The following is an 18,585-nucleotide window of genomic DNA, read 5'->3' as shown; positions in this document are numbered from 1 at the left end:
GGCCGGTCAGCCGAGCGGGTGGGCGTCGCCGAACGTCATCTCGACGTGGCCGACGGATCCAGAGATCATCGCCCGCTTCGGCAGGCCCAGCGACGCCAGCTCCTTGGCGTAGGCGTGATCGCCCAGACGCAGCGTCGCCCCGCCGGGCTGGCCGCGCAGCCCGCGCACCCGCATCTCCCAGGGCACCTCCCGGGTGGTGCCCTCGGCGAAGGTGTAGGTCTTGAGCACCTGCGGGCGCGAGGTGAACATCGAGGGCACCGGCACTCCCCGGGCGAAGTCGATGCCCGCGATGTGCGCGCCATCGGCGCTGACGTCGAATCCGAACCGGCCCTGCTCGCGAACGGTGAACTCCGCCATGATCTTTGGGAATCCCCAGATCGAGCGGCCCGCTTCCAACGTGAAGCTCTGGTCGACGGGCAGGTGGTGGATGAACGCGGCCGCATCGCCCAGTGCTCGCCAGCCGCGCGCCGTCGAGCCGGGCGGGTTGACCATGACCGCGGTGCCGAATTCGTGGTACTGCCCCAGATCGCCGTCGATATAGCGGGCCAGCATCAGGTTCACCACCGCCCGGCCGCGGCGGTGCTGGCAGACTTGCAGGCCGCTGTAGTCGATAAGGCGTTGCGCCGCTTGCGCATCCACCGAAAACATCGCGGTATGCACATCCGCTTTTCGTATCCGCACCGGCATGGTGAGGACCGTCCCCGCAACTACGTGTTGTGACTCAGGCATGCCGGTTACTGTAATCCGCTCGTCAACACATTTGGAGGCTGTAGATGACTTCGACCATCCCGGAAGCAATCTCGAACATCGATCTGGCAGACGGTAATTTCTACGCGGACCGTCACACCTCGCGCGAGGCCTACCGCTGGATGCGCGCCAACCATCCGGTGTTTCGGGATCGCAACGGCCTGGCCGGTGCCACCACCTACCAAGCCATCCTGGACGCCGAACGCAATCCGGAACTGTTCTCCAGCACGGGCGGCATCCGTCCCGACCAGCCCGGCATGCCCTACATGATCGACATGGACGATCCCGCGCATCTGTTGCGGCGCAAGCTGGTCAACGCCGGCTTCACCCGCAAGCGGGTGAAGGAGAAGGAGCCGTCCATCGCCAAGCTGTGCGACACGCTGATCGACGCGGTGTGTGAGCGCGGCGAGTGTGACTTCGTCCGCGACATCGCCGCCCCGCTGCCGATGGCGGTGATCGGCGACATGCTGGGCGTGCTGCCCTCCGAACGCAGCATGCTGTTGAAGTGGTCCGACGACCTGGTGTGCGGGCTGAGCTCCCACATCGACCCGGCGTCGGCCGAATTCCAAACCGTCATGGAGGCTTTCGCCGCCTACACCGCGTTCACCATGGACATCATCGCCAAGCGGCGCGCCGAGCCCACCGACGACCTGTTCTCCATCCTGGTCAACGCCGAGGTGGAGGGGCAGCGGATGTCCGACGACGAGATCGTCATGGAGACGCTGCTCATCCTCATCGGCGGCGACGAGACCACCAGGCACACCCTGAGCGGCGGAACCGAGCAGGTGGTGCGCCACCGCGACCAGTGGGAGGCCCTGGTGCGCGACCCGTCGTTGCTTCCCGGTGCCATCGAGGAGATGCTGCGCTGGACATCGCCGGTGAAGAACATGTGCAGAACTTTGACGGCTGATACGGACTTTCACGGCACCTCGTTGCGCGAGGGCGAGAAGATCATGCTGCTCTTCGAGTCGGGCAACTTCGACGAGTCCGTGTTCGAAGACCCGGACAACTTCGACATTCGTCGAAACCCGAATAGCCACATGGCCTTCGGCTTCGGCACGCATTTCTGCCTGGGCAACCAGCTGGCCCGGCTCGAGCTGTCGATGATGACCGAGCGGGTGCTCAAGCGGCTACCGGATCTGCGGCTGGCCGATGACGACTCGACGCTGCCCCTGCGGCCGGCGAACTTCGTCAGCGGCCTGGAAGCGATGCCGGTGGTGTTCACCCCGAGCGCGCCGCTGCTGAGCTGACTCTCTGCATCCCGTTTGCGCCGAGCGTAAGCGCACTGCGGAAAAACAGGCGCGATTTCGCAGTGCGCTTACGCTCGGCGAGGGGGGCACTCGGCGAGGTGGGGCACGCTCGGCGAGGTGGGGCCGCCCGGCCTAGCGGTTTTTGAAGTTGGGCTTGCGCTTCTCGGCGAACGCGCGGGGGCCCTCCTTGGAGTCCTCGGAGAGGAACACCGGTATCCCGTTGGCGGTGTCGGGCTTGAAGGCCTCTTCCTCGTGCATGCCCTCGGTCTCGCGGATCGTCTTGAGGATCGCCTGCACGGCCAGCGGTCCGTTGTTTTCGATCACCTCGGCGATCTCGAGCGCCTTGGCCAGCGCCTGCCCGTCGGGAACGACGTGGCCGATCAAGCCGATGTCCTTGGCTTCGGCGGCGGTGATGTGCCGGCCGGTGAGCAGCAGGTCGCAGGCCACGGTGTAGGGGATCTGGCGCACCAGCCGCACGGCCGAGCCACCCATCGGGTACAGGCTCCACTTGGCCTCGGAGATGCCGAACTTGGCGCTCTCACCGGCCACCCGGATGTCGGTGCCCTGCAAGATCTCGGTGCCCCCGGCGATGGCCGGGCCCTCGACGGCCGCGATGAGCGGCTTCTTGAGCCTGCGGCCCTTGAGCAGGGCATCGATTCGCGACGGGTCGTAGCTGCCGTCCTTGAACGACTCGCCCGGCGGCTTCTGCGTTGCTGCCTTGAGGTCCATGCCCGCGCAGAAGTAGCCACCGGCCCCGGTCAGGATGCAACACCGGATGTCGTCATCGTTGTCCACGCGGTCCCAGGCCTGGACCATGATTTCCATCATTTCCGTGCTCAAGGCGTTGCGGCGGTGCGGCCGGTTCATGGTCACGATGAGGGTGTGACCACGCTGTTCCACCAGCGCGTCCGGTCCGGTCTCCCCGTTTTCGGTGTTTGCTGGGGTTCCGGCATTCTCCACGGTCACGGCTACCGCCTTTCCCTCGACAATGGGCACGAGCTTGCCTCGAAATGTAACACGTTCTAATTTGGTGGCCGTGGCCTTGAATATTGCCGATCTCGCAGAGCACGCCATCGACGCTGTGCCCGACCGTGTCGCCCTGATCTGCGGCGACGAGAAGTTGACCTATGCCCAGCTGGAGGAGAAGGCCAACCGCCTGGCTCACTACCTGCTCGAGCAAGGGGTGAAAAAGGACGACAAGGTCGGCCTGTACTGCCGCAACCGCATCGAAATCGTCATCGCGATGCTCGGCATCGTCAAAGCGGGCGCCATCCTGGTGAACATCAACTACCGCTACGTCGAGGGCGAGCTGCGCTACCTGTTCGAGAACTCCGACATGGTCGCGCTGGTGCACGAGCGTCAGTACTCCGACCGGGTGGCCAACGTGCTGCCCGACACCCCCGACGTCAAGACGATCCTGGTCGTGGAGGACGGCAGCGACAACGACTTCAGCCGTTACGGCGGCGTCGAGTTCTATTCAGCGATCGCGGGCAGCTCGCCCGAGCGCGACTTCGGCCCGCGCAGCGCCGACGACATCTACCTGCTCTACACCGGCGGCACCACCGGCTTCCCGAAGGGCGTGATGTGGCGCCACGAGGACATCTACCGGGTGCTGTTCGGCGGAACCGACTTCGCCACAGGCGAATTCGTCAAGGACGAGTACGACCTGGCCAAGGCCGCCGCGGCCAACCCACCGATGGTCCGCCACCCGATTCCGCCGATGATCCACGGCGCCACCCAGTCGGCCACCTGGATGTCGATCTTCTCGGGCCAAACCACCGTGCTGGCACCGGAATTCAACGCCGACGAGGTCTGGCGCACGATCCACGAACACAAGGTAAACCTGCTGTTCTTCACCGGCGACGCGATGGCGCGACCGCTGCTCGACGCGCTACTTGCGCACCAGGACAAGGGAAACGAGTACGACCTGTCGTCGCTGTTCCTGCTCGCCTCCACCGCGGCGCTGTTCTCGCCGAGCATCAAGGAGAAGTTCCTCGAGCTGCTGCCCAACCGCGTCATCACCGACTCGATCGGTTCATCGGAGACCGGATTCGGCGGCACCAGCATCGTCGCCAAGGACGCGCCGCATGCCGGCGGCCCGCGCGTGACGATCGACCACCGCACCGTCGTCCTCGACGAACAGGGCAACGAGGTCAAGCCCGGCTCCGGAGTACGCGGGTTCATTGCCAAGAAGGGCAACATCCCGGTCGGTTACTACAAGGACGAGAAGAAGACCGCCGAGACGTTCAAGACCTTCAACGGCGTGCGTTACGCCATCCCCGGCGACTTCGCGACCGTCGAGGAGGACGGCACCGTCACGATGCTGGGCCGCGGCTCGGTGTCGATCAACAGCGGCGGCGAGAAGATCTACCCCGAGGAGGTCGAGGCCGCGCTCAAGGGCCACCCCGACGTCTTCGACGCCCTGGTGGTCGGCGTGCCGGACGCGCGGTACGGCCAGCACGTCGCCGCCGTCGTGCAGCCGCGGCCGGGATCGCGACCGACGCTGTCGGAGCTGGACAGCTTCGTGCGCTCCGAGATCGCGGGTTACAAGGTGCCGCGCAGCCTGTGGCTGGTCGACGAGGTCAAGCGGTCGCCCGCGGGCAAGCCCGACTACCGCTGGGCCAAGGAGCAGACCGAGGCCCGCCCGGCCGACGACGTGCACGCCGCTCACGCCACTGCGTGACCGACTTCGTCAAACGTAATCCGGCCGCACCGACCGGCTTCTTCGCTTGGGAAGCCGCAGGGCTGCAATGGCTTTCCGATGTCGACGGCGGCGTGCCGTGCGCGCAGGTCGTCGCCGTCGATGACACGAGCCTGACCCTGCGGCGCCTTGACTCCGTGCGCCCCACCCCCGAGGCCGCGCGCGCATTCGGCAACCGGCTGGCCGTCACGCACGACGCGGGCGCCGCGGCGTTCGGCGCCGGGCCGGACGGCTGGGCCGGGACGGGCTTTTTCGGGCCGCTGTCGCAGCCCCTGCCGCTCTCGCTGCGCCCGCACCGGCGCTGGGGTGAGTTCTATGCCGAGGAGCGGCTGGCCCCGATGGCCGAACTCGCCGCCCCGGGCCTGGACGCCGCCACCCGCGACGCCGTGAACTCCGTCGCGGCCCGTTGCCGCGCGGGCGATTTCGACGACGACGACGCCCCGGCGCGGCTGCACGGCGATCTGTGGAGCGGCAACGTGATGTGGACGCCCGACGGTGTGGTGCTCATCGACCCGGCCGCACACGCCGGTCACCGCGAGACCGACCTGGCGATGCTCGCGCTGTTCGGCTGCCCCCACTTCGACGCGGTCATCGACGGCTATCAGCGGGTGCGACCGCTGCGGTCCGGCTGGCGCGACCGCACCGGCCTGCACCAGCTCTTCCCGCTACTGGCGCACGTGGCGCTGTTCGGCGGCGGGTACGCGCAGCAGACGCACGCCTGCGCCCGCGCCGCGCTGACCCTCTGAGATCGGAGGGCGGCCGGGCCCGGTCTGGTGTTGATTGCCCGTCTCCTCCTCCCGCCGCTCCGCGGCGCGCATCGTCGGCGGGCTAAAGTCCAATCGCATGACGATCGATGTCTGGATGCAGCATCCGACTGCGCGGTTCCTGCGCAGCGACATGCTGGCATCCCTGCGGCGGTGGACGGGCGGGTCGATCCCCGACACCGATATCCCGATCGAGGCGACCCTGGCGTCGATGGACGTCGCCGGCGTCGAAGTGGGTGTGCTCAGCGCCTGGCGGGGGCCGGGGGGAGCCGACCTGGTCTCCAACGACGAGGTGGCGCAATGGATTGCCGCGCACCCGAATCGGCTCGCCGGGCTGGCCACCGTCGACCTGGACCGCCCGATGGAAGCCGTCCGGGAGTTGCGGCGCCGGATAGCCGACGGAGGGTTCGTCGGCCTGCGGGTGGTGCCGTGGTTGTGGGATGCCCCGCCCACCGATCGTCGCTACTATCCGCTGTTTGCCCAGTGCGTGGAATCCGGGGTGCCGTTCTGCACCCAGGTCGGTCACACCGGTCCGTTGCGCCCGTCGGAGACCGGCCGGCCGATTCCCTACATCGACCAGGTGGCGCTCGATTTCCCGGAGCTGGTGATCGTCTGCGGTCACGTCGGCTATCCGTGGACCGAGGAGATGGTCGCGGTGGCCCGCAAGCACGAAAACGTCTACATCGACACCTCGGCGTACACCATCAAGCGGTTGCCGGATGAACTGGTCAGGTTCATGAAGACCGGTACCGGGCAACGAAAGGTGTTGTTCGGCACCAACTATCCGATGATCACCCACGAGCACGCGCTGGCGGGACTGGACGACCTCGGGCTGTCCGACGAGGCCCGCCGAGATTTCCTGCGCGGCAACGCCGAACGAGTTTTCCGACTGGAGGCAGTCAAGTGAACGGTGCCCAGGCCCTGATCAACACCCTGGTGGACGGCGGCGTCGACGTGTGTTTCGCCAACCCGGGCACGTCGGAGATGCACTTCGTCGCGGCGCTGGACGCCGTGCCGCGGATGCGCGGCGTGCTGGCGCTGTTCGAGGGGGTCGCCACCGGAGCGGCCGACGGTTACGCGCGCATCGCCGATCGACCGGCCGCGGTGCTGCTGCACTTGGGACCCGGACTGGGCAACGGCCTGGCCAACCTGCACAACGCGCGCCGTGCGCGGGTACCGATGGTGGTGGTCGTCGGCGACCACGCGACCTATCACAAAAAATACGACGCCCCACTGGAATCCGACATCGACGCGCTGGCCGGCACCGTCTCGGGCTGGGTGCGCCGGACCGCTGACGCCTCCCAGGTTTCGGCCGACGCCGTCGAGGGCATCGCGGCCAGCCGGTGGGGTTCACAGATTTCCACGCTGATCCTGCCCGCCGACGTGTCCTGGTCCGACGGCGCCCAGCTGTTCTCCAACCTGGATGCGCAGCCGGCGAGCGCCGATCCGCTGTTGGCGCCCGAGGTGCTCGAGGTGCTCGGCTCCGGCGAGCCCACGGTGATCATGGTGGGCGGCGACGCCACCCGCCGTGCCGGGCTGGCGGCGGCCGCCCGCATTGCGGCGGCAACGGGTGCGCGCGTGTTGTGCGAAACCTTCCCCACCCGGCTGGAGCGCGGCGCCGGCGTCCCCGCGGTCGACCGGCTCGCCTATTTCGCCGAGGCCGCCGCGGCCCAGCTGGACGGCGCCAAGCATCTGGTGCTGGCCGGCGCCAAGTCGCCGGTGTCGTTCTTCGCCTACCCCGGCATGCCCAGCGATCTGGTGCCGGCCGGCTGCGAGGTGCACGTGCTCGCCGAATACAGCGGTGCAGCAGAGGCTTTGATCGCTTTGGCCGACCAGGTGGCACCCGGCACCGAGGCGCCGGTGGCCGCCGCATCGCGTCCTCCGCTGCCGAGGGGCCCGCTGACCTCCGCGTCGGCCGCCGATGTGATCGGGGCGCTGCTGCCCGAAAATGCCATCGTGGTCGACGAGTCGAACACCTCGGGCGTGCTGCTCGCCCAGGCGACCGCCGGGGCGCCGGCGCACGACTGGCTGACCCTGACCGGTGGGGCGATCGGCTACGGCATACCGGCCGCGGTGGGCGCCGCGGTGGCCGCCCCCAATCGCCCGGTGTTGTGTCTGGAATCCGATGGCTCGGCCATGTACACGATTTCGGGATTGTGGACCCAGGCCCGGGAGAACCTCGACGTCACCACCGTGCTGTACAACAACAGCGCCTACGACATCCTGCGCATCGAGCTGCAACGCGTCGGCGCCGGGTCGGCGCCCGGCCCTGAAGCGCTGTCACTGCTCGACTTATCTGACCCGACAATGGATTTCGTGAAGATCAGCGAGGGCATGGGAGTACCCGCACGGCGCGTCACCACGGCCGAGGAATTGGCCGATGCGCTGCGCGACGCCTTCGCCGAACCGGGGCCGCATCTGATCGACGCCGTGGTGCCGTCAATAACGGGCTAGGGTCGGCAACCGGCTCAGCAGCCAGTCCGTCATCGTGTTGACCACGTCGACGCCCGTCTCGAACGCGCCGTCGTGCGCATCGGCTGCCAGCGCCACGCCCCAGTGGCCGGCCGGGGTGGGGACGATGCCGAATTGCCGGACCAGGTACTCGCCGTGCACACCGGGCCCCCAACCACCTTTGGCGGCAATGCCTTTGGCGGCCAGGCCCCACTGGTCGCCGGTGACCAGGCGCTGCATCAGGTCGATCACTTCGACGGCGTCGGGGATGGTCGAGAGCTCCGCTGCAAACCGCGCTTGGCGCTGCAGGCTCCACTGCGTTTGGCCGAATGCGGTGAACCCGCGGCGCAGTCGACGCGATTCGACCACCGTCGCGGTGTCACCGCCCTCGGCCACCACGACCTGCACCCGTCGCGCCGCCTGCGCGGGCTCGCCCAACTGCGACCACAACTGTTCGGAGGCGCGGTTGTCGGATTCGGTGATCGCCTTGACGACCAAATCGCGCGCGCCCAGCCAATCGTTGCGCAGCGCCGCTATCGCCAACGGCACCTTGATGGTCGACCATGCCACGCCCGACCACCAGCTGCCCAGCGAAAAGGTTCTGTCCGGCCGGGCGATCGCGACGCCGACGTTCGCCGGCACCGCGGCGGCAAGCTGGTCGAAGCTGGCTTCCAGCGCGAGCTCGAGTGGGCGTGCCGTCATGCGCTGGTTCCGTTATCGGCGCGCGTCACAGCGACGCCGAGGTGGGGGACCGGCGCATCAACCATCGCGTCTCCTTGTCGGCAAAACCATCAGCCCGCCGGCGGGAGCGGCGGCCCCTGCTCCGGTGGGGGCGGGACTTCCCACGGTTCGCGGTCCGGCGTCGGCGGCGACCACACCAGCGGCGGCGGTGGCGGAGGCAGGGGAGGCGCCGGAGGCGGATCCGCCGCGGCCAAACCGGAGCCCAGCCCGAGCACGGCGCCACCCAGCGACCCGACCCGGATCGAGCAGGCGATCGTTTCGCGGATTTTCATCAAGCGCTGAGTTTACTGTGTGGACCGCACATCCGGCGGCAACGCACGACCCGGGTCCCTAGCGGTGGATCCGCCACACCGGGTCGTCGCAGTCCACACCCTGAGCGGCCAACTGGCGCTTCAACACCTTGAAGGTCACCGTCCGCGGCAGTTCGGTAGTGATCCGCACGTACGACGGCCATTGCTTGGGTCCCAAGTCCGGCTGCTCGGCCAGAAACGCGCGGAACTTCTCGTCCTCGAACTCGGTGCCCGGCACCATCACCAACGCCGCCATCACCTGGTCGCCGACCCTCGGGTCGGGGACCGGGTACACCGCGACCTCGGTGACGTCGGGGTGGCGCAGCAGCACCCGCTCGATCGGGGCGGCGCCCAGGTTTTCGCCGTCGACCCGCATCCAATCGCCCAGCCGCCCAGCGAAATACGCGTAGCCGGCGTCGTCGCGGTAGGCGAGATCACCGCTGTGATACACCCCGCCGGCCATCCGCTCGGCTTCGGCCGCCTCGTCGTTGTAGTAACCCTCGAAACGCCCCGGCCCCGCGGTGTTGACCAATTCGCCGACCACGCCAGGCGGGCAGGACGCCCCGGTGTCGGGATCGATGATGTCGATGCCCTGTGGAAGCGGCCCCAGTGAACCCGCCGGCGTATCGGGGGTGCGGGCGATGGCCACGCCGCCCTCGGTGGAACCGAACCCGTCCTGCACGACGCACCCGAACCTGCGGCCGAAGCGCTCGATGTCCTCGGGTACGCCCTCATTGCCGTAGACCGCCCGCAGCGGATTGTCGGCATCGTCGGGTCGCTCCGGCGTGGCGAGCACATACGACAGGGGCTTGCCCACGTAGTTGGCGTAGGTGGCGCCGTAACGACGGACATCGACGATGAAATTCGAAGCAGAGAACTTGCGCCGTAAGGCCATCGAGCCCTCGCAGGCCGCCGCCACCGCCCAGCCGACCAACACCGCATTGGAATGAAACAGCGGCATCGACACGTAGCAGACGTCGTCGTGGCCCAGGCCGAAGCGCTGTGACATCGTTACGCCCGCGATCGCCACCTTGCCGTGGCTGCACTTGACCGCCTTGGGCTCGCCGCTGGTGCCCGAGGTGAAGATCAACATGAACAGGTCCGCCGGCGAGGCGGCCTGGAAGGAGATCGGGGCCTCGCGGTGCGCGGCGACCTCCTCGGCCCACTCGGGCGAGTCGGCGTTCAGGTGCTCGATATCACCCAGCGTCTCAGACGATTTCGAATCCGCCAGCACCAATTGGCAGTCGGCCCTGGCGATGTCGCGCCGCAGGGCCTCGCCCCGGCGCACCGGGTTGAGTCCCACCGGCACGATCCCCGATATGCCCGCCGCCACCAGCATCGCCGAGAAGAACGGGGTGTTCTCCAACAACACGCCGACATGCGGCGGCCGGGCGGGGTCGAGCCGCGCCCGCAGCGTCGCGGCGATCGCGGCACCGTGCTGCAGGTGGTCGCGCCAGCTGGTGAACGAGTCCTCGAAGTACACACCCCGATCGTCGATCTCGGTCAGCGGCTCCAGCAGCTTGGTGACCGTCAGGTCGTCGGTGAGATCCATTGCGCCTAAGCGGGCGTCTCCGCCAGCTCCCGGCCGATCCGCCGCAGCTGACCGGTGGCACCGCCGAGGGCGAATTCGGTCTCCTTGGCCGCCAGGAAGTAGCGGTGCGCCGGGTGATCGGTGTCCACGCCGACGCCGCCGTGCACGTGCACGATGGTGTGCGCCACCCGGTGACCGGCCTCGGCGGCCCAGAACGCCGCACTGGCGACGTCGATTTCGGCGGCGATGTCTTCCGAGACCCGCCAGGCCGCCTGGGTGAGCGTGAGCCGCAACCCCTTCACGTCGATGTAACCGTCGGCGAGCCGCTGTGACACCGCCTGGAAGCTGCCGATCGGGCGATCGAACTGCTCACGCTCGCGGGCGTATTCGGCCGTCATCTGCAGGCCCCGCTCGAGCACCCCGAGCTGGAAAGCGCTGCGCCCCAAGGTGCCCAGCGTGCCGAGCCAGGTCACGACCTCGGCGCCCCCGACCTTGCGGCTCTCGTCCACCTCGGTTCCGTCCAGGGCGAGATGCCCGACGCTGCCCAGGCCGGTGGTTTCCAGCGCGGTCACCGTGACGCCCGGGTCGTCGGCGGCGACCAGGAAAACGGCTGTGCCGGAATCGGTTTCGGCGGGAACCAGGAACGCGTCGGCCACCGGGCCGAATCCGATCTGGGTGCGCGTCCCGGTCAGCCGGTAGCCCGCACCGGCGCCGGCCGCCCGCACCGGCCCCTCGCCCATCTCACCGTCGAGGGCAACGCTGAGCGTCTTCTCGCCTTTGACTGCCGGCACACCCCAGTTTTGTTGCAGCTCTTCGGAACCGAACCGGGCCAGCGCTCCGGCGCCCAGCACCACCGACTCCAGATAGGGCACGGCGGCCAGCTGGTGCCCCAGCGCCACCAGGATCGCGATCTGCTCGAGCGCGCCGAAGCCGTCACCGCCCAGCGATGTGGCCGACGCGCTGGACAGGATGCCGGCGTCGATCAGCTTTGCCCACAGGTCGCGGTCGAAGCGCTGATCGAGCCCGTCGAGCTCGCGCTGGTGTTCGGGGGTGCATACCGAGTCCACGATGGTGTCGACCAGGTTGCCGAGGTCGTGCGCCGCTTCGGTGGTGGTGAAATCCATGACGTCCGTCCTTCTATTACGTAGCGGCTCAGCGGTTTCTAGGCAGACCGAGGGCGACCATGCCGATGATGTCGCGCTGCACTTCGTTGGTGCCGCCGCCGAACGTCAGGATCAGGCAGGCCCGGTGCATTCGCTCGACCCGGCCGCGCAGCAATGCGCCGGGCGAATTCTGGCGCACCGTCGCCGCGGTACCCAGCACCTCCATCAGCAACCGGTACGCCTCGGTGGCCAGCTCGGTGCCATACACCTTCGCCGCCGACGCATCGGCGGGCGACAGGGCTTCACTGGTGGCCGAGGCCAACTCCCAGTTGATCAGCTTGAGAACTTCGGCCTTGGCGTGCACCCGGGCGAGGTTGATCTGCACCCACTCGGAATCGATCAACCGCGCCCCGCCGGCGTCCTTGGTGTTCTGCGCCCATTCGCGGACCTCGCGCAGCGCCAGGAAGATCGGTTGCGGCGAGACCAGCGCCACCCGCTCATGGTTGAGCTGGTTGGTCACCAGTTTCCAACCGCCGTTCTCCTCGCCGATCAGGTTGGTCACCGGCACGCGCACGTCGGAGTAATAGGTGGCGCTGGTGTCCACCCCGGCCATGGTGTGCACCGGCGTCCAGGAGAAACCTTCGGCGGTCGTCGGCACGGTCAGCATCGAGATGCCGCGGTGCTTCTTGGCGTCCGGGTTGGTGCGGACCGCCAGCCACACCCAGTCCGCGTAGGCGATCAGGCTGGTCCACATCTTCTGGCCGTTGATCACGTAGTCGTCACCGTCGCGCACCGCGGTGGTGCGCAGATTGGCCAGGTCCGTGCCCGCGCCCGGCTCGGAATACCCGATGGAGAAGTGCAGTTCGCCGGCGGCGATCTTGGGCAGGAAGAACTTCTTCTGTTCCTCGGTGCCGAACGCCATGATGGTCGGCGCGACGCTGTTGATGGTCAGGAACGGCACCGGCACGCCCGCGATGGCGGCCTCGTCGGTGAAGATCAGCGAGTCCATCGGGGAGCGGTCCTGGCCGCCGTACTCTTTGGGCCAGTTCAGGGTGAGCCACCCGTCCTTGCCCATCTGCGCGACGGTGTCGCGATACGCGGTGCCCGTCCCGACCTCGCCGCCCCCCGTCGAGGTCAGCGCCTCGCGGCGCTCCGGGGTCATCAGCGCGGTGAAGTACGACCGCAGCTCGCGACGCAGGTCCTCTTGTTCCGGGGTGTAACTGATGCGCATTTCAGCCGTCCTTCAGATTTACGACGTTCTTCAGTGACAACCCTCGTCACAGGCCGCAGCTCGACCAACGGCTACCCGTTCGCCTTCCCGGTTGTAACACGTTCTAGTCTGGGAATCCAGCGACCGTTTCCCCAGCGGTGTCAGGGCCCTATGGTGGACCTACATGCTGATGAGGCGAGTCTTGCGGTGAAGGCCAGGTTCAAGGAGGGTGCTGTGCGGGTGATCGTGGACCGTGACCGGTGCGAAGGTAACGCAGTGTGCTTGGGAATTGCCCCGGATATCTTCGACCTGGACGACGAGGATTACGCCGTGGTGAAGCTCGACCCGATTCCCGCCGATCAGGAGCAGCTGGCCGAGCAGGCGATCGCCGAATGCCCGCGCGCGGCACTTCAGCGCGGCGACTAATCCGAGCCCCGAGCGCGTAACCCGAAACTAGAGGTATTCATAAATTGACTAGCAGCACGAACGCGACCGATCTCTCCGGAAAGGTCGCGGTGGTGACCGGTGCGGCCGCGGGCCTGGGCCGCGCCGAGGCGCTCGGCCTGGCCCGCCAGGGCGCGACCGTCGTCGTAAACGACATCGCGGCGGCGCTGGACGCCTCCGACGTCATCGACGAGATCAACTCCGCCGGGTCCAAGGCCGTCGCTGTGGCCGGCGACATCAGCGAACGCGCCACCGCCGACGAACTGGTTGCTCAGGCCGACTCGCTGGGCGGCCTCGACATCGTGGTGAACAACGCCGGCATCACCCGCGACCGGATGCTGTTCAACATGTCCGACGAGGAGTGGGATCTCGTCATCGCCGTGCACCTGCGCGGTCACTTCCTGCTGACCCGCAACGCGGCGACCTACTGGCGGTCCAAGGCCAAGGGGGCGGGCGGCCAGATCTTCGGGCGGATCGTCAACACCGCGTCGGAGGCCGGACTGGTCGGTCCGGTCGGGCAGGCGAACTACGGCGCCGCCAAGGCCGGCATCATCTCGCTCACTCTGACGGCCGCACGAGCTCTGGGCCGCTACGGTGTCTGCGCCAACGCCATCTGCCCCCGCGCCCGCACCGCGATGACGGCCGACGTCTTCGGCGACGCACCCGAGGTGGAAGCGGGCGGCATCGACCCCTTGTCACCCGAGCACGTCGTCAATCTGGTGAAGTTCCTGTCGTCACCGGCGGCCGCCGAGGTGAACGGACAGGTCTTCATCGTCTACGGTCCACAGGTGACATTGGTCGCCGCGCCGACCGTGGAGCGGAAATTCAGCGCCGACGGTGCCGCGTGGGACCCCGCGCAGCTGAGTTCGACGCTGCAGGATTACTTTGCTGGCCGTGATCCTGAGCACAATTTTTCCGCCAGCGCGCTGATGGAACAATAGCCGCTGACGGCTGGCCGATTGGGGGAATCGCCAGGTAGAACGTGTGTCAGTTTGACACCTGACAAGTGCTTCTGACCAGCCGAATTAACGGTTCGGATAAGAAGTGCTGTTCATTGACATGGTGAACTTGTTCTGGGTTAATATGATCCGGCTCACACCGAGCCACGAGCGACCGTAGACGATGCAAAGGCCACACATAGACTTCGCCGAGACCAAACCGAGGGGGGGACCGCGTTGAGGGAACAACTCGCGGTCCCCGCCCGCGCCGTCGGCGGATTTTTCGAGATGATGATGGATACCGGCCGGGCGGCATTCCGCCGGCCGTTTCAATTCGGTGAGTTTCTCGATCAGACGTGGATGATCGCGCGCGTGTCGCTGGTGCCCACGCTGTTGGTGTCCATCCCGTTCACCGTCCTGGTGGCCTTCACCCTCAACATCCTGCTGCGCGAGATCGGCGCCGCCGACCTGTCCGGCGCCGGGACGGCCTTCGGCACCATCACCCAGCTGGGCCCGGTGGTGACCGTGCTCGTCGTGGCCGGTGCCGGCGCCACCGCGATCTGTGCCGACCTCGGGGCCCGCACCATCCGCGAGGAGATCGACGCGATGCGGGTGCTGGGCATCGACCCGATCCAGCGGCTGGTCGTGCCACGCGTGTTGGCCTCCACGGTGGTGGCCCTGCTGCTCAACGGGCTGGTGTGCGCCATCGGTCTCTCCGGCGGCTACGTGTTCTCCGTCTTCCTGCAGGGCGTCAACCCGGGGGCCTTCATCAACGGATTGACCGTGCTGACCGGGCTGCGCGAGCTGGTGCTGGCCGAAGTCAAGGCGCTGCTGTTCGGCGTGATGGCCGGCATGGTGGGCTGCTACCGCGGCCTGACCGTCAAGGGTGGCCCCAAGGGCGTCGGCAACGCGGTCAACGAAACGGTGGTCTACGCCTTCATCTGTCTGTTCGTGATCAACGTGGTGATGACCGCCATCGGCGTGCGGATCTCGGCGAAGTGACGGAACGGGTGAGCACGCGATGAGTTACGACGCCACGCTGCGGTTCCGCCGCATCTTCACCCGCCTGCAAGAGCCGGTCGACGACTTCGGCGAGCAGGCGTTGTTCTACGGGCAGACCATGCGGTATGTCCCCAACGCGCTGACCCGCTACCGCAAGGAGACCGTCCGGCTGATCGCCGAGATGACGATGGGCGCCGGGGCCCTGGTCATGATTGGCGGCACGGTCGGTGTGGCGGCCTTCTTGACGCTGGCCTCCGGCGGTGTCATTGCCGTGCAGGGCTATTCGTCGCTGGGCAACATCGGCATCGAGGCGTTGACGGGATTCCTCTCGGCATTCCTGAACGTCCGGGTCGTCGCGCCCGTGATCGCCGGCATCGCGCTGGCCGCCACCATCGGTGCCGGTGCCACAGCGCAACTGGGCGCCATGCGGGTTTCCGAGGAGATCGACGCCGTCGAATGCATGGCGGTGCACTCGGTGTCCTACCTGGTATCAACCCGCCTGATGGCCGGGCTCATCGCGATCATCCCGCTGTACTCGCTGTCGGTGCTGGCCGCGTTCTTCGCGGCCCGCTTCACCACGGTCTACATCAACGGGCAGTCAAAGGGCCTCTACGACCACTACTTCAATACGTTCCTGATCCCGTCGGACCTGCTGTGGTCTTTCCTGCAGGCCATCGTGATGTCCATCGCGGTCATGCTGGTCCATACCTATTACGGCTACAACGCCCACGGCGGTCCGGTCGGCGTGGGCATCGCTGTCGGCCAAGCCGTGCGGACGTCGCTGATCGTCGTGGTCGTCATCACATTGTTCATCTCGCTCGCTGTGTACGGAGCGTCCGGTAACTTCAACCTCTCCGGATAAGAGGACCGCTTAAAAGGACATGGCGAACACAGACGCGCGACGCACAACCGTCCGGCTGGCAGCAGCAGTGCTGGCCGGCCTGATGGTGGCTTTCGCCGTGCTGACCTACCTTTCCTATACAGCGGCATTCGCGTCCATCGACACCGTCACGGTGTCGGCGCCCCGGGCCGGGCTCGTGATGGAGAAGGGCGCCAAGGTCAAGTACCGGGGCATCCAGATCGGCAAGGTCGAAACCATCGACTATTCCGGGGACCAGGCGCGGCTCACTCTGGGAATCAACAGCGACGACCTGCATTTCATTCCGTCCAACGCGGCGGTGCACATCGCGGGTAACACCATCTTCGGCGCCAAGGCGGTGGAATTCATTCCGCCCCAGTCGCCTTCGCCCACGTCGTTGCGCCCGGATGCGCACGTCGCGGCCTCTTCGGTGCAGTTGGAAGTCAACACGCTGTTCCAGTCGCTGATGGACCTGCTGCACAAGATCGACCCCGTCGAACTCAACGGGACGCTCAGCGCGTTCGCGGAAGGCCTGCGCGGTCACGGCGACGACCTGGGCGGCATCCTGTCGGGCTTGAATACCCTGACGCGCCAGGCCAACCCGAAGCTGCCTGCCCTGCAGGAGGACTTCCGCAAGGCCGCGGTCGTGGCCAACACCTACGCCGACGCGGCGCCGGACCTGACGACCGTGGTCGACAACCTGCCGACGATCAACAAGACGGTCGTCGACCAGCAGAAGAACCTCAACGACACGCTGTTGGCCACCATCGGCCTGTCGAACAACGCGTATGACACCCTGGCCCCGGCCGAACAGGACTTCATCGACGCGATCAACCGGCTGCGGGCGCCGCTCAAGGTGGCCGCCGAGTACTCGCCGGAATTCGGCTGCCTTTTCGCCGGAATCGACCGAGGCCTCAAGGAGTTCGGACCGATCCTTGGTGTGAAGAAAGCCGGCCTGTTCACGTCGTCGAGCTTCGTGCTGGGTGCGCCGTCTTATACGTATCCGGAATCGCTGCCGGTCGTGAACGCCTCCGGCGGTCCGAACTGCCGCGGCTTGCCCGACATCCCGAACAAGCAACACGGCGGGTCGTGGTACCGGGCGCCGTTCCTGGTGACCGACAACGCCAACATCCCGTACGAGCCGTTCACCGAACTGCAGTTCGACGCGCCCTCGACGTTGCAGTTCCTGTTCCACGGCGCCTTCGCGGAACGGGACGACTTCTGATGCCGGAAAGTTCGGGCATGCCGTCGCACCGCGAGATGATGATCAAGGTCAGCATCTTCGCGGTGGCCATGCTGTTGGTGTCGGCAGGTCTGGTGGTGGTGTTCGGTGACTTCCGGTTCGGTCCCGAAAGCACTTATCACGCAACGTTTACCGACGTGTCGCGGCTGAAGTCGGGCCAGAAGGTGCGCATCGCCGGCGTACCGGTCGGGGCGGTGTCGGACATCAAGCTCAACCCCGACAACACCATCGACGTCAAGTTCGGCGTCGACAAGCGCTACACGCTCTACTCGTCGACCCGCGCGGTGATTCGCTACGAAAACCTGGTCGGCGACCGGTTTTTGGAGATCACGTCGGGCCCCGGTGAGCTGCGCAAACTTCCGGCCGGCGCGACGATCAACAGCCAGCACACCCAGCCCGCACTGGACCTCGACGCGCTGCTCGGCGGTCTGCGGCCGGTGCTCAAAGGGCTTGACGCGGACAAGGTCAACACGATCAGCAGCGCTGTCATCCAGCTGCTGCAGGGCCAGGGCGGGGCGTTGTCGAACGTGCTCGCCGACACCAGCGCGTTCTCCTCGGCGCTGGGCCAGCGCGACCAGCTCATCGGCGACGTGATCAACAACCTCAACACGGTGCTGACGACCGTCGATCAACGCAGCGCGCAGTTCTCGGCCAGCGTCGACCAGTTGCAGCAGCTGATCACCGGGCTGGCCCAGCACAAGGACGACATCGCGGGCGCCATCCCGCCGCTGGCCTCCACGACGACGGATTTGACGGACCTGCTGAAGAATTCGCGCCGGCCGCTGCAGGGCATCCTGGAGAACACCCGGCCGCTGGCCACCGAGATAGACAACCGCAAGGCCGAGGTGAACAACGACGTCGAACAGCTCGGCGAGGACTACCTGCGGCTGTCCGCCTTGGGCGCCTACGGGTCGTTCTTCAACATCTACTTCTGTTCGGTGACGATCAAGATCAACGGCCCGGCCGGCAGCGACATCCTGCTGCCGCTCGGTGGCCAGGTGGATCCCAGCAAGGGGAGGTGTGCTTTTGCCAAGTAACGCAAGGCATGAGCGCGATCCACTGCGCACCGGCATTTTCGGTGTGGTGCTGGTGGTTTGCGTGGTGCTCATCGCGTTCGGCTACTCCGGATTGCCGTTTTGGCCGCAGGGCAAGATCTATGACGCTTACTTCACCGACGCGGGCGGCATCAATCCCGGCAACGCCGTTTATGTTTCGGGTTTCAAGGTCGGCAAGGTGACCTCGGTGGGTCTGGCCGGCGACAGCGCCAAGATCAGCTTCAGCGTCGACCGCCACGTCGCCGTCGGCGACCAG

The 18,585-nt window shown here is 67.0% G+C and carries 19 protein-coding genes; 12 read left to right on the top strand and 7 right to left on the bottom strand.

Translation table 11 applies throughout. The features are described 5' to 3' along the window. Nucleotides 1–6 precede the first annotated feature (6 nt). The gene (locus A5624_RS21240) at nucleotides 7–729 is read right to left on the bottom strand and encodes an acetoacetate decarboxylase family protein (protein ID WP_066870593.1); all 723 of its coding nucleotides are present in this window, start codon (nucleotides 727–729) and stop codon (nucleotides 7–9) included. Between the two features lie 44 nt (nucleotides 730–773). Here A5624_RS21240 and A5624_RS21235 point away from each other — a divergent pair, with 44 nt between their 5' ends. Further along, nucleotides 774–1,997 carry a cytochrome P450 gene (locus tag A5624_RS21235; protein ID WP_066870591.1) on the top strand — a complete coding sequence of 408 codons (1,224 nt, stop codon included), beginning with the start codon at nucleotides 774–776 and terminating at the stop codon, nucleotides 1,995–1,997. Between the two features lie 132 nt (nucleotides 1,998–2,129). On the opposite strand, the gene A5624_RS21230 is transcribed toward A5624_RS21235, so the two are convergent. Then, nucleotides 2,130–2,993 (bottom strand): crotonase/enoyl-CoA hydratase family protein, encoded by an 864-nt coding sequence (locus tag A5624_RS21230; RefSeq protein WP_369827508.1) that lies wholly within the window; start codon nucleotides 2,991–2,993, stop codon nucleotides 2,130–2,132. Nucleotides 2,994–3,027: 34 nt separating this feature from the next. On the opposite strand from A5624_RS21230, the gene A5624_RS21225 reads away from it, so the two are divergent. The 4 genes from A5624_RS21225 to A5624_RS21210 all read left to right on the top strand — a co-directional run bounded on the left by A5624_RS21225 (nucleotide 3,028) and on the right by A5624_RS21210 (nucleotide 7,916). Next, nucleotides 3,028–4,680 carry an acyl-CoA synthetase gene (locus A5624_RS21225; RefSeq protein ID WP_066870585.1) on the top strand — a complete coding sequence of 551 codons (1,653 nt, stop codon included), beginning with the start codon at nucleotides 3,028–3,030 and terminating at the stop codon, nucleotides 4,678–4,680. Then, a complete protein-coding gene (locus A5624_RS21220) occupies nucleotides 4,677–5,444 on the top strand; it encodes a fructosamine kinase family protein (RefSeq protein ID WP_066870582.1) in 768 nt (255 codons plus the stop codon). Before A5624_RS21225 ends, A5624_RS21220 begins: the two co-directional genes overlap by 4 nt. A 97-nt stretch (nucleotides 5,445–5,541) precedes the next feature. After that, nucleotides 5,542–6,369 carry an amidohydrolase family protein gene (locus tag A5624_RS21215; protein ID WP_066870579.1) on the top strand — a complete coding sequence of 276 codons (828 nt, stop codon included), beginning with the start codon at nucleotides 5,542–5,544 and terminating at the stop codon, nucleotides 6,367–6,369. Then, entirely contained in the window at nucleotides 6,366–7,916 is a 1,551-nt protein-coding gene (locus tag A5624_RS21210) for an acetolactate synthase large subunit (RefSeq protein ID WP_066870576.1), read from the top strand. The genes A5624_RS21215 and A5624_RS21210 overlap by 4 nt, the downstream gene beginning before the upstream one ends. Here A5624_RS21210 and A5624_RS21205 read toward each other — a convergent pair. From A5624_RS21205 to A5624_RS21190, 5 genes are all read right to left on the bottom strand, one after another. Next, on the bottom strand, nucleotides 7,902–8,615 hold the full coding sequence (locus A5624_RS21205; RefSeq protein ID WP_066870573.1) for a hypothetical protein: 714 nt from the start codon (nucleotides 8,613–8,615) through the stop codon (nucleotides 7,902–7,904). The two genes, A5624_RS21210 and A5624_RS21205, sit on opposite strands and share 15 nt — an antisense overlap. A gap of 89 nt (nucleotides 8,616–8,704) precedes the next feature. Continuing rightward, nucleotides 8,705–8,926, bottom strand: a complete 222-nt coding sequence (locus tag A5624_RS27675) for a hypothetical protein (RefSeq protein ID WP_082990626.1) — start codon at nucleotides 8,924–8,926, stop codon at nucleotides 8,705–8,707. A gap of 58 nt (nucleotides 8,927–8,984) precedes the next feature. Next, a complete protein-coding gene (fadD17, locus tag A5624_RS21200; protein WP_066870570.1) occupies nucleotides 8,985–10,496 on the bottom strand; it encodes a long-chain-fatty-acid--CoA ligase FadD17 in 1,512 nt (503 codons plus the stop codon). Between the two features lie 5 nt (nucleotides 10,497–10,501). Then, nucleotides 10,502–11,599: an acyl-CoA dehydrogenase family protein gene (locus A5624_RS21195; RefSeq protein WP_066870567.1), complete on the bottom strand. Its 1,098-nt coding sequence runs from the start codon at nucleotides 11,597–11,599 to the stop codon at nucleotides 10,502–10,504. A 28-nt stretch (nucleotides 11,600–11,627) separates the two neighbouring features. Continuing rightward, nucleotides 11,628–12,809, bottom strand: a complete 1,182-nt coding sequence (locus A5624_RS21190; RefSeq protein WP_066870564.1) for an acyl-CoA dehydrogenase — start codon at nucleotides 12,807–12,809, stop codon at nucleotides 11,628–11,630. Nucleotides 12,810–13,022: 213 nt separating this feature from the next. Between A5624_RS21190 and A5624_RS21185 the strand changes: the two genes are divergently transcribed. The 7 genes from A5624_RS21185 to A5624_RS21155 form a co-directional block, all read left to right on the top strand. After that, nucleotides 13,023–13,214: a ferredoxin gene (locus A5624_RS21185; protein ID WP_007772497.1), complete on the top strand. Its 192-nt coding sequence runs from the start codon at nucleotides 13,023–13,025 to the stop codon at nucleotides 13,212–13,214. 44 nt (nucleotides 13,215–13,258) lie between these two features. After that, nucleotides 13,259–14,173: a 3-oxoacyl-ACP reductase gene (locus tag A5624_RS21180; RefSeq protein WP_066870561.1), complete on the top strand. Its 915-nt coding sequence runs from the start codon at nucleotides 13,259–13,261 to the stop codon at nucleotides 14,171–14,173. A 234-nt stretch (nucleotides 14,174–14,407) separates the two neighbouring features. Beyond that, a complete protein-coding gene (locus tag A5624_RS21175; RefSeq protein ID WP_014379050.1) occupies nucleotides 14,408–15,172 on the top strand; it encodes an ABC transporter permease in 765 nt (254 codons plus the stop codon). 19 nt (nucleotides 15,173–15,191) lie between these two features. Continuing rightward, on the top strand, nucleotides 15,192–16,034 hold the full coding sequence (locus A5624_RS21170; protein ID WP_066870558.1) for an ABC transporter permease: 843 nt from the start codon (nucleotides 15,192–15,194) through the stop codon (nucleotides 16,032–16,034). Nucleotides 16,035–16,053: 19 nt separating this feature from the next. Then, nucleotides 16,054–17,256, top strand: coding sequence for an MCE family protein (locus A5624_RS21165; RefSeq protein ID WP_066870555.1), 1,203 nt, complete (start codon nucleotides 16,054–16,056; stop codon nucleotides 17,254–17,256). Beyond that, nucleotides 17,256–18,311: a virulence factor Mce family protein gene (locus tag A5624_RS21160; RefSeq protein WP_066870552.1), complete on the top strand. Its 1,056-nt coding sequence runs from the start codon at nucleotides 17,256–17,258 to the stop codon at nucleotides 18,309–18,311. Before A5624_RS21165 ends, A5624_RS21160 begins: the two co-directional genes overlap by 1 nt. Then, nucleotides 18,301–18,585 (top strand): MlaD family protein (locus tag A5624_RS21155; protein ID WP_156749112.1); only part of this gene is annotated, 285 nt, incomplete at its 3' end. The genes A5624_RS21160 and A5624_RS21155, both read left to right, overlap by 11 nt.

Origin of the sequence: Mycobacterium sp. 1482292.6 (assembly GCF_001672995.1) — a bacterium.
In the GTDB taxonomy this organism is placed as follows: domain Bacteria; phylum Actinomycetota; class Actinomycetes; order Mycobacteriales; family Mycobacteriaceae; genus Mycobacterium; species Mycobacterium europaeum_A.
This window is presented reverse-complemented; position numbering and strand designations above follow the sequence as displayed.

What these genes read in the sequence shown, in the direction of transcription:
- A5624_RS27675 (WP_082990626.1), bottom strand. Translation starts at nt 8,926, where the DNA reads ATGAAAATCCGCGAAACGATCGCCTGCTCGATCCGGGTCGGGTCGCTG.
- A5624_RS21165 (WP_066870555.1), top strand. Translation starts at nt 16,054, where the DNA reads ATGGCGAACACAGACGCGCGACGCACAACCGTCCGGCTGGCAGCAGCA.
- A5624_RS21195 (WP_066870567.1), bottom strand. Translation starts at nt 11,599, where the DNA reads ATGGATTTCACCACCACCGAAGCGGCGCACGACCTCGGCAACCTGGTC.
- A5624_RS21215 (WP_066870579.1), top strand. Translation starts at nt 5,542, where the DNA reads ATGACGATCGATGTCTGGATGCAGCATCCGACTGCGCGGTTCCTGCGC.
- A5624_RS21240 (WP_066870593.1), bottom strand. Translation starts at nt 729, where the DNA reads ATGCCTGAGTCACAACACGTAGTTGCGGGGACGGTCCTCACCATGCCG.
- A5624_RS21235 (WP_066870591.1), top strand. Translation starts at nt 774, where the DNA reads ATGACTTCGACCATCCCGGAAGCAATCTCGAACATCGATCTGGCAGAC.
- A5624_RS21170 (WP_066870558.1), top strand. Translation starts at nt 15,192, where the DNA reads ATGAGTTACGACGCCACGCTGCGGTTCCGCCGCATCTTCACCCGCCTG.
- A5624_RS21160 (WP_066870552.1), top strand. Translation starts at nt 17,256, where the DNA reads ATGCCGGAAAGTTCGGGCATGCCGTCGCACCGCGAGATGATGATCAAG.
- A5624_RS21205 (WP_066870573.1), bottom strand. Translation starts at nt 8,615, where the DNA reads ATGACGGCACGCCCACTCGAGCTCGCGCTGGAAGCCAGCTTCGACCAG.
- A5624_RS21190 (WP_066870564.1), bottom strand. Translation starts at nt 12,809, where the DNA reads ATGCGCATCAGTTACACCCCGGAACAAGAGGACCTGCGTCGCGAGCTG.
- fadD17 (WP_066870570.1), bottom strand. Translation starts at nt 10,496, where the DNA reads ATGGATCTCACCGACGACCTGACGGTCACCAAGCTGCTGGAGCCGCTG.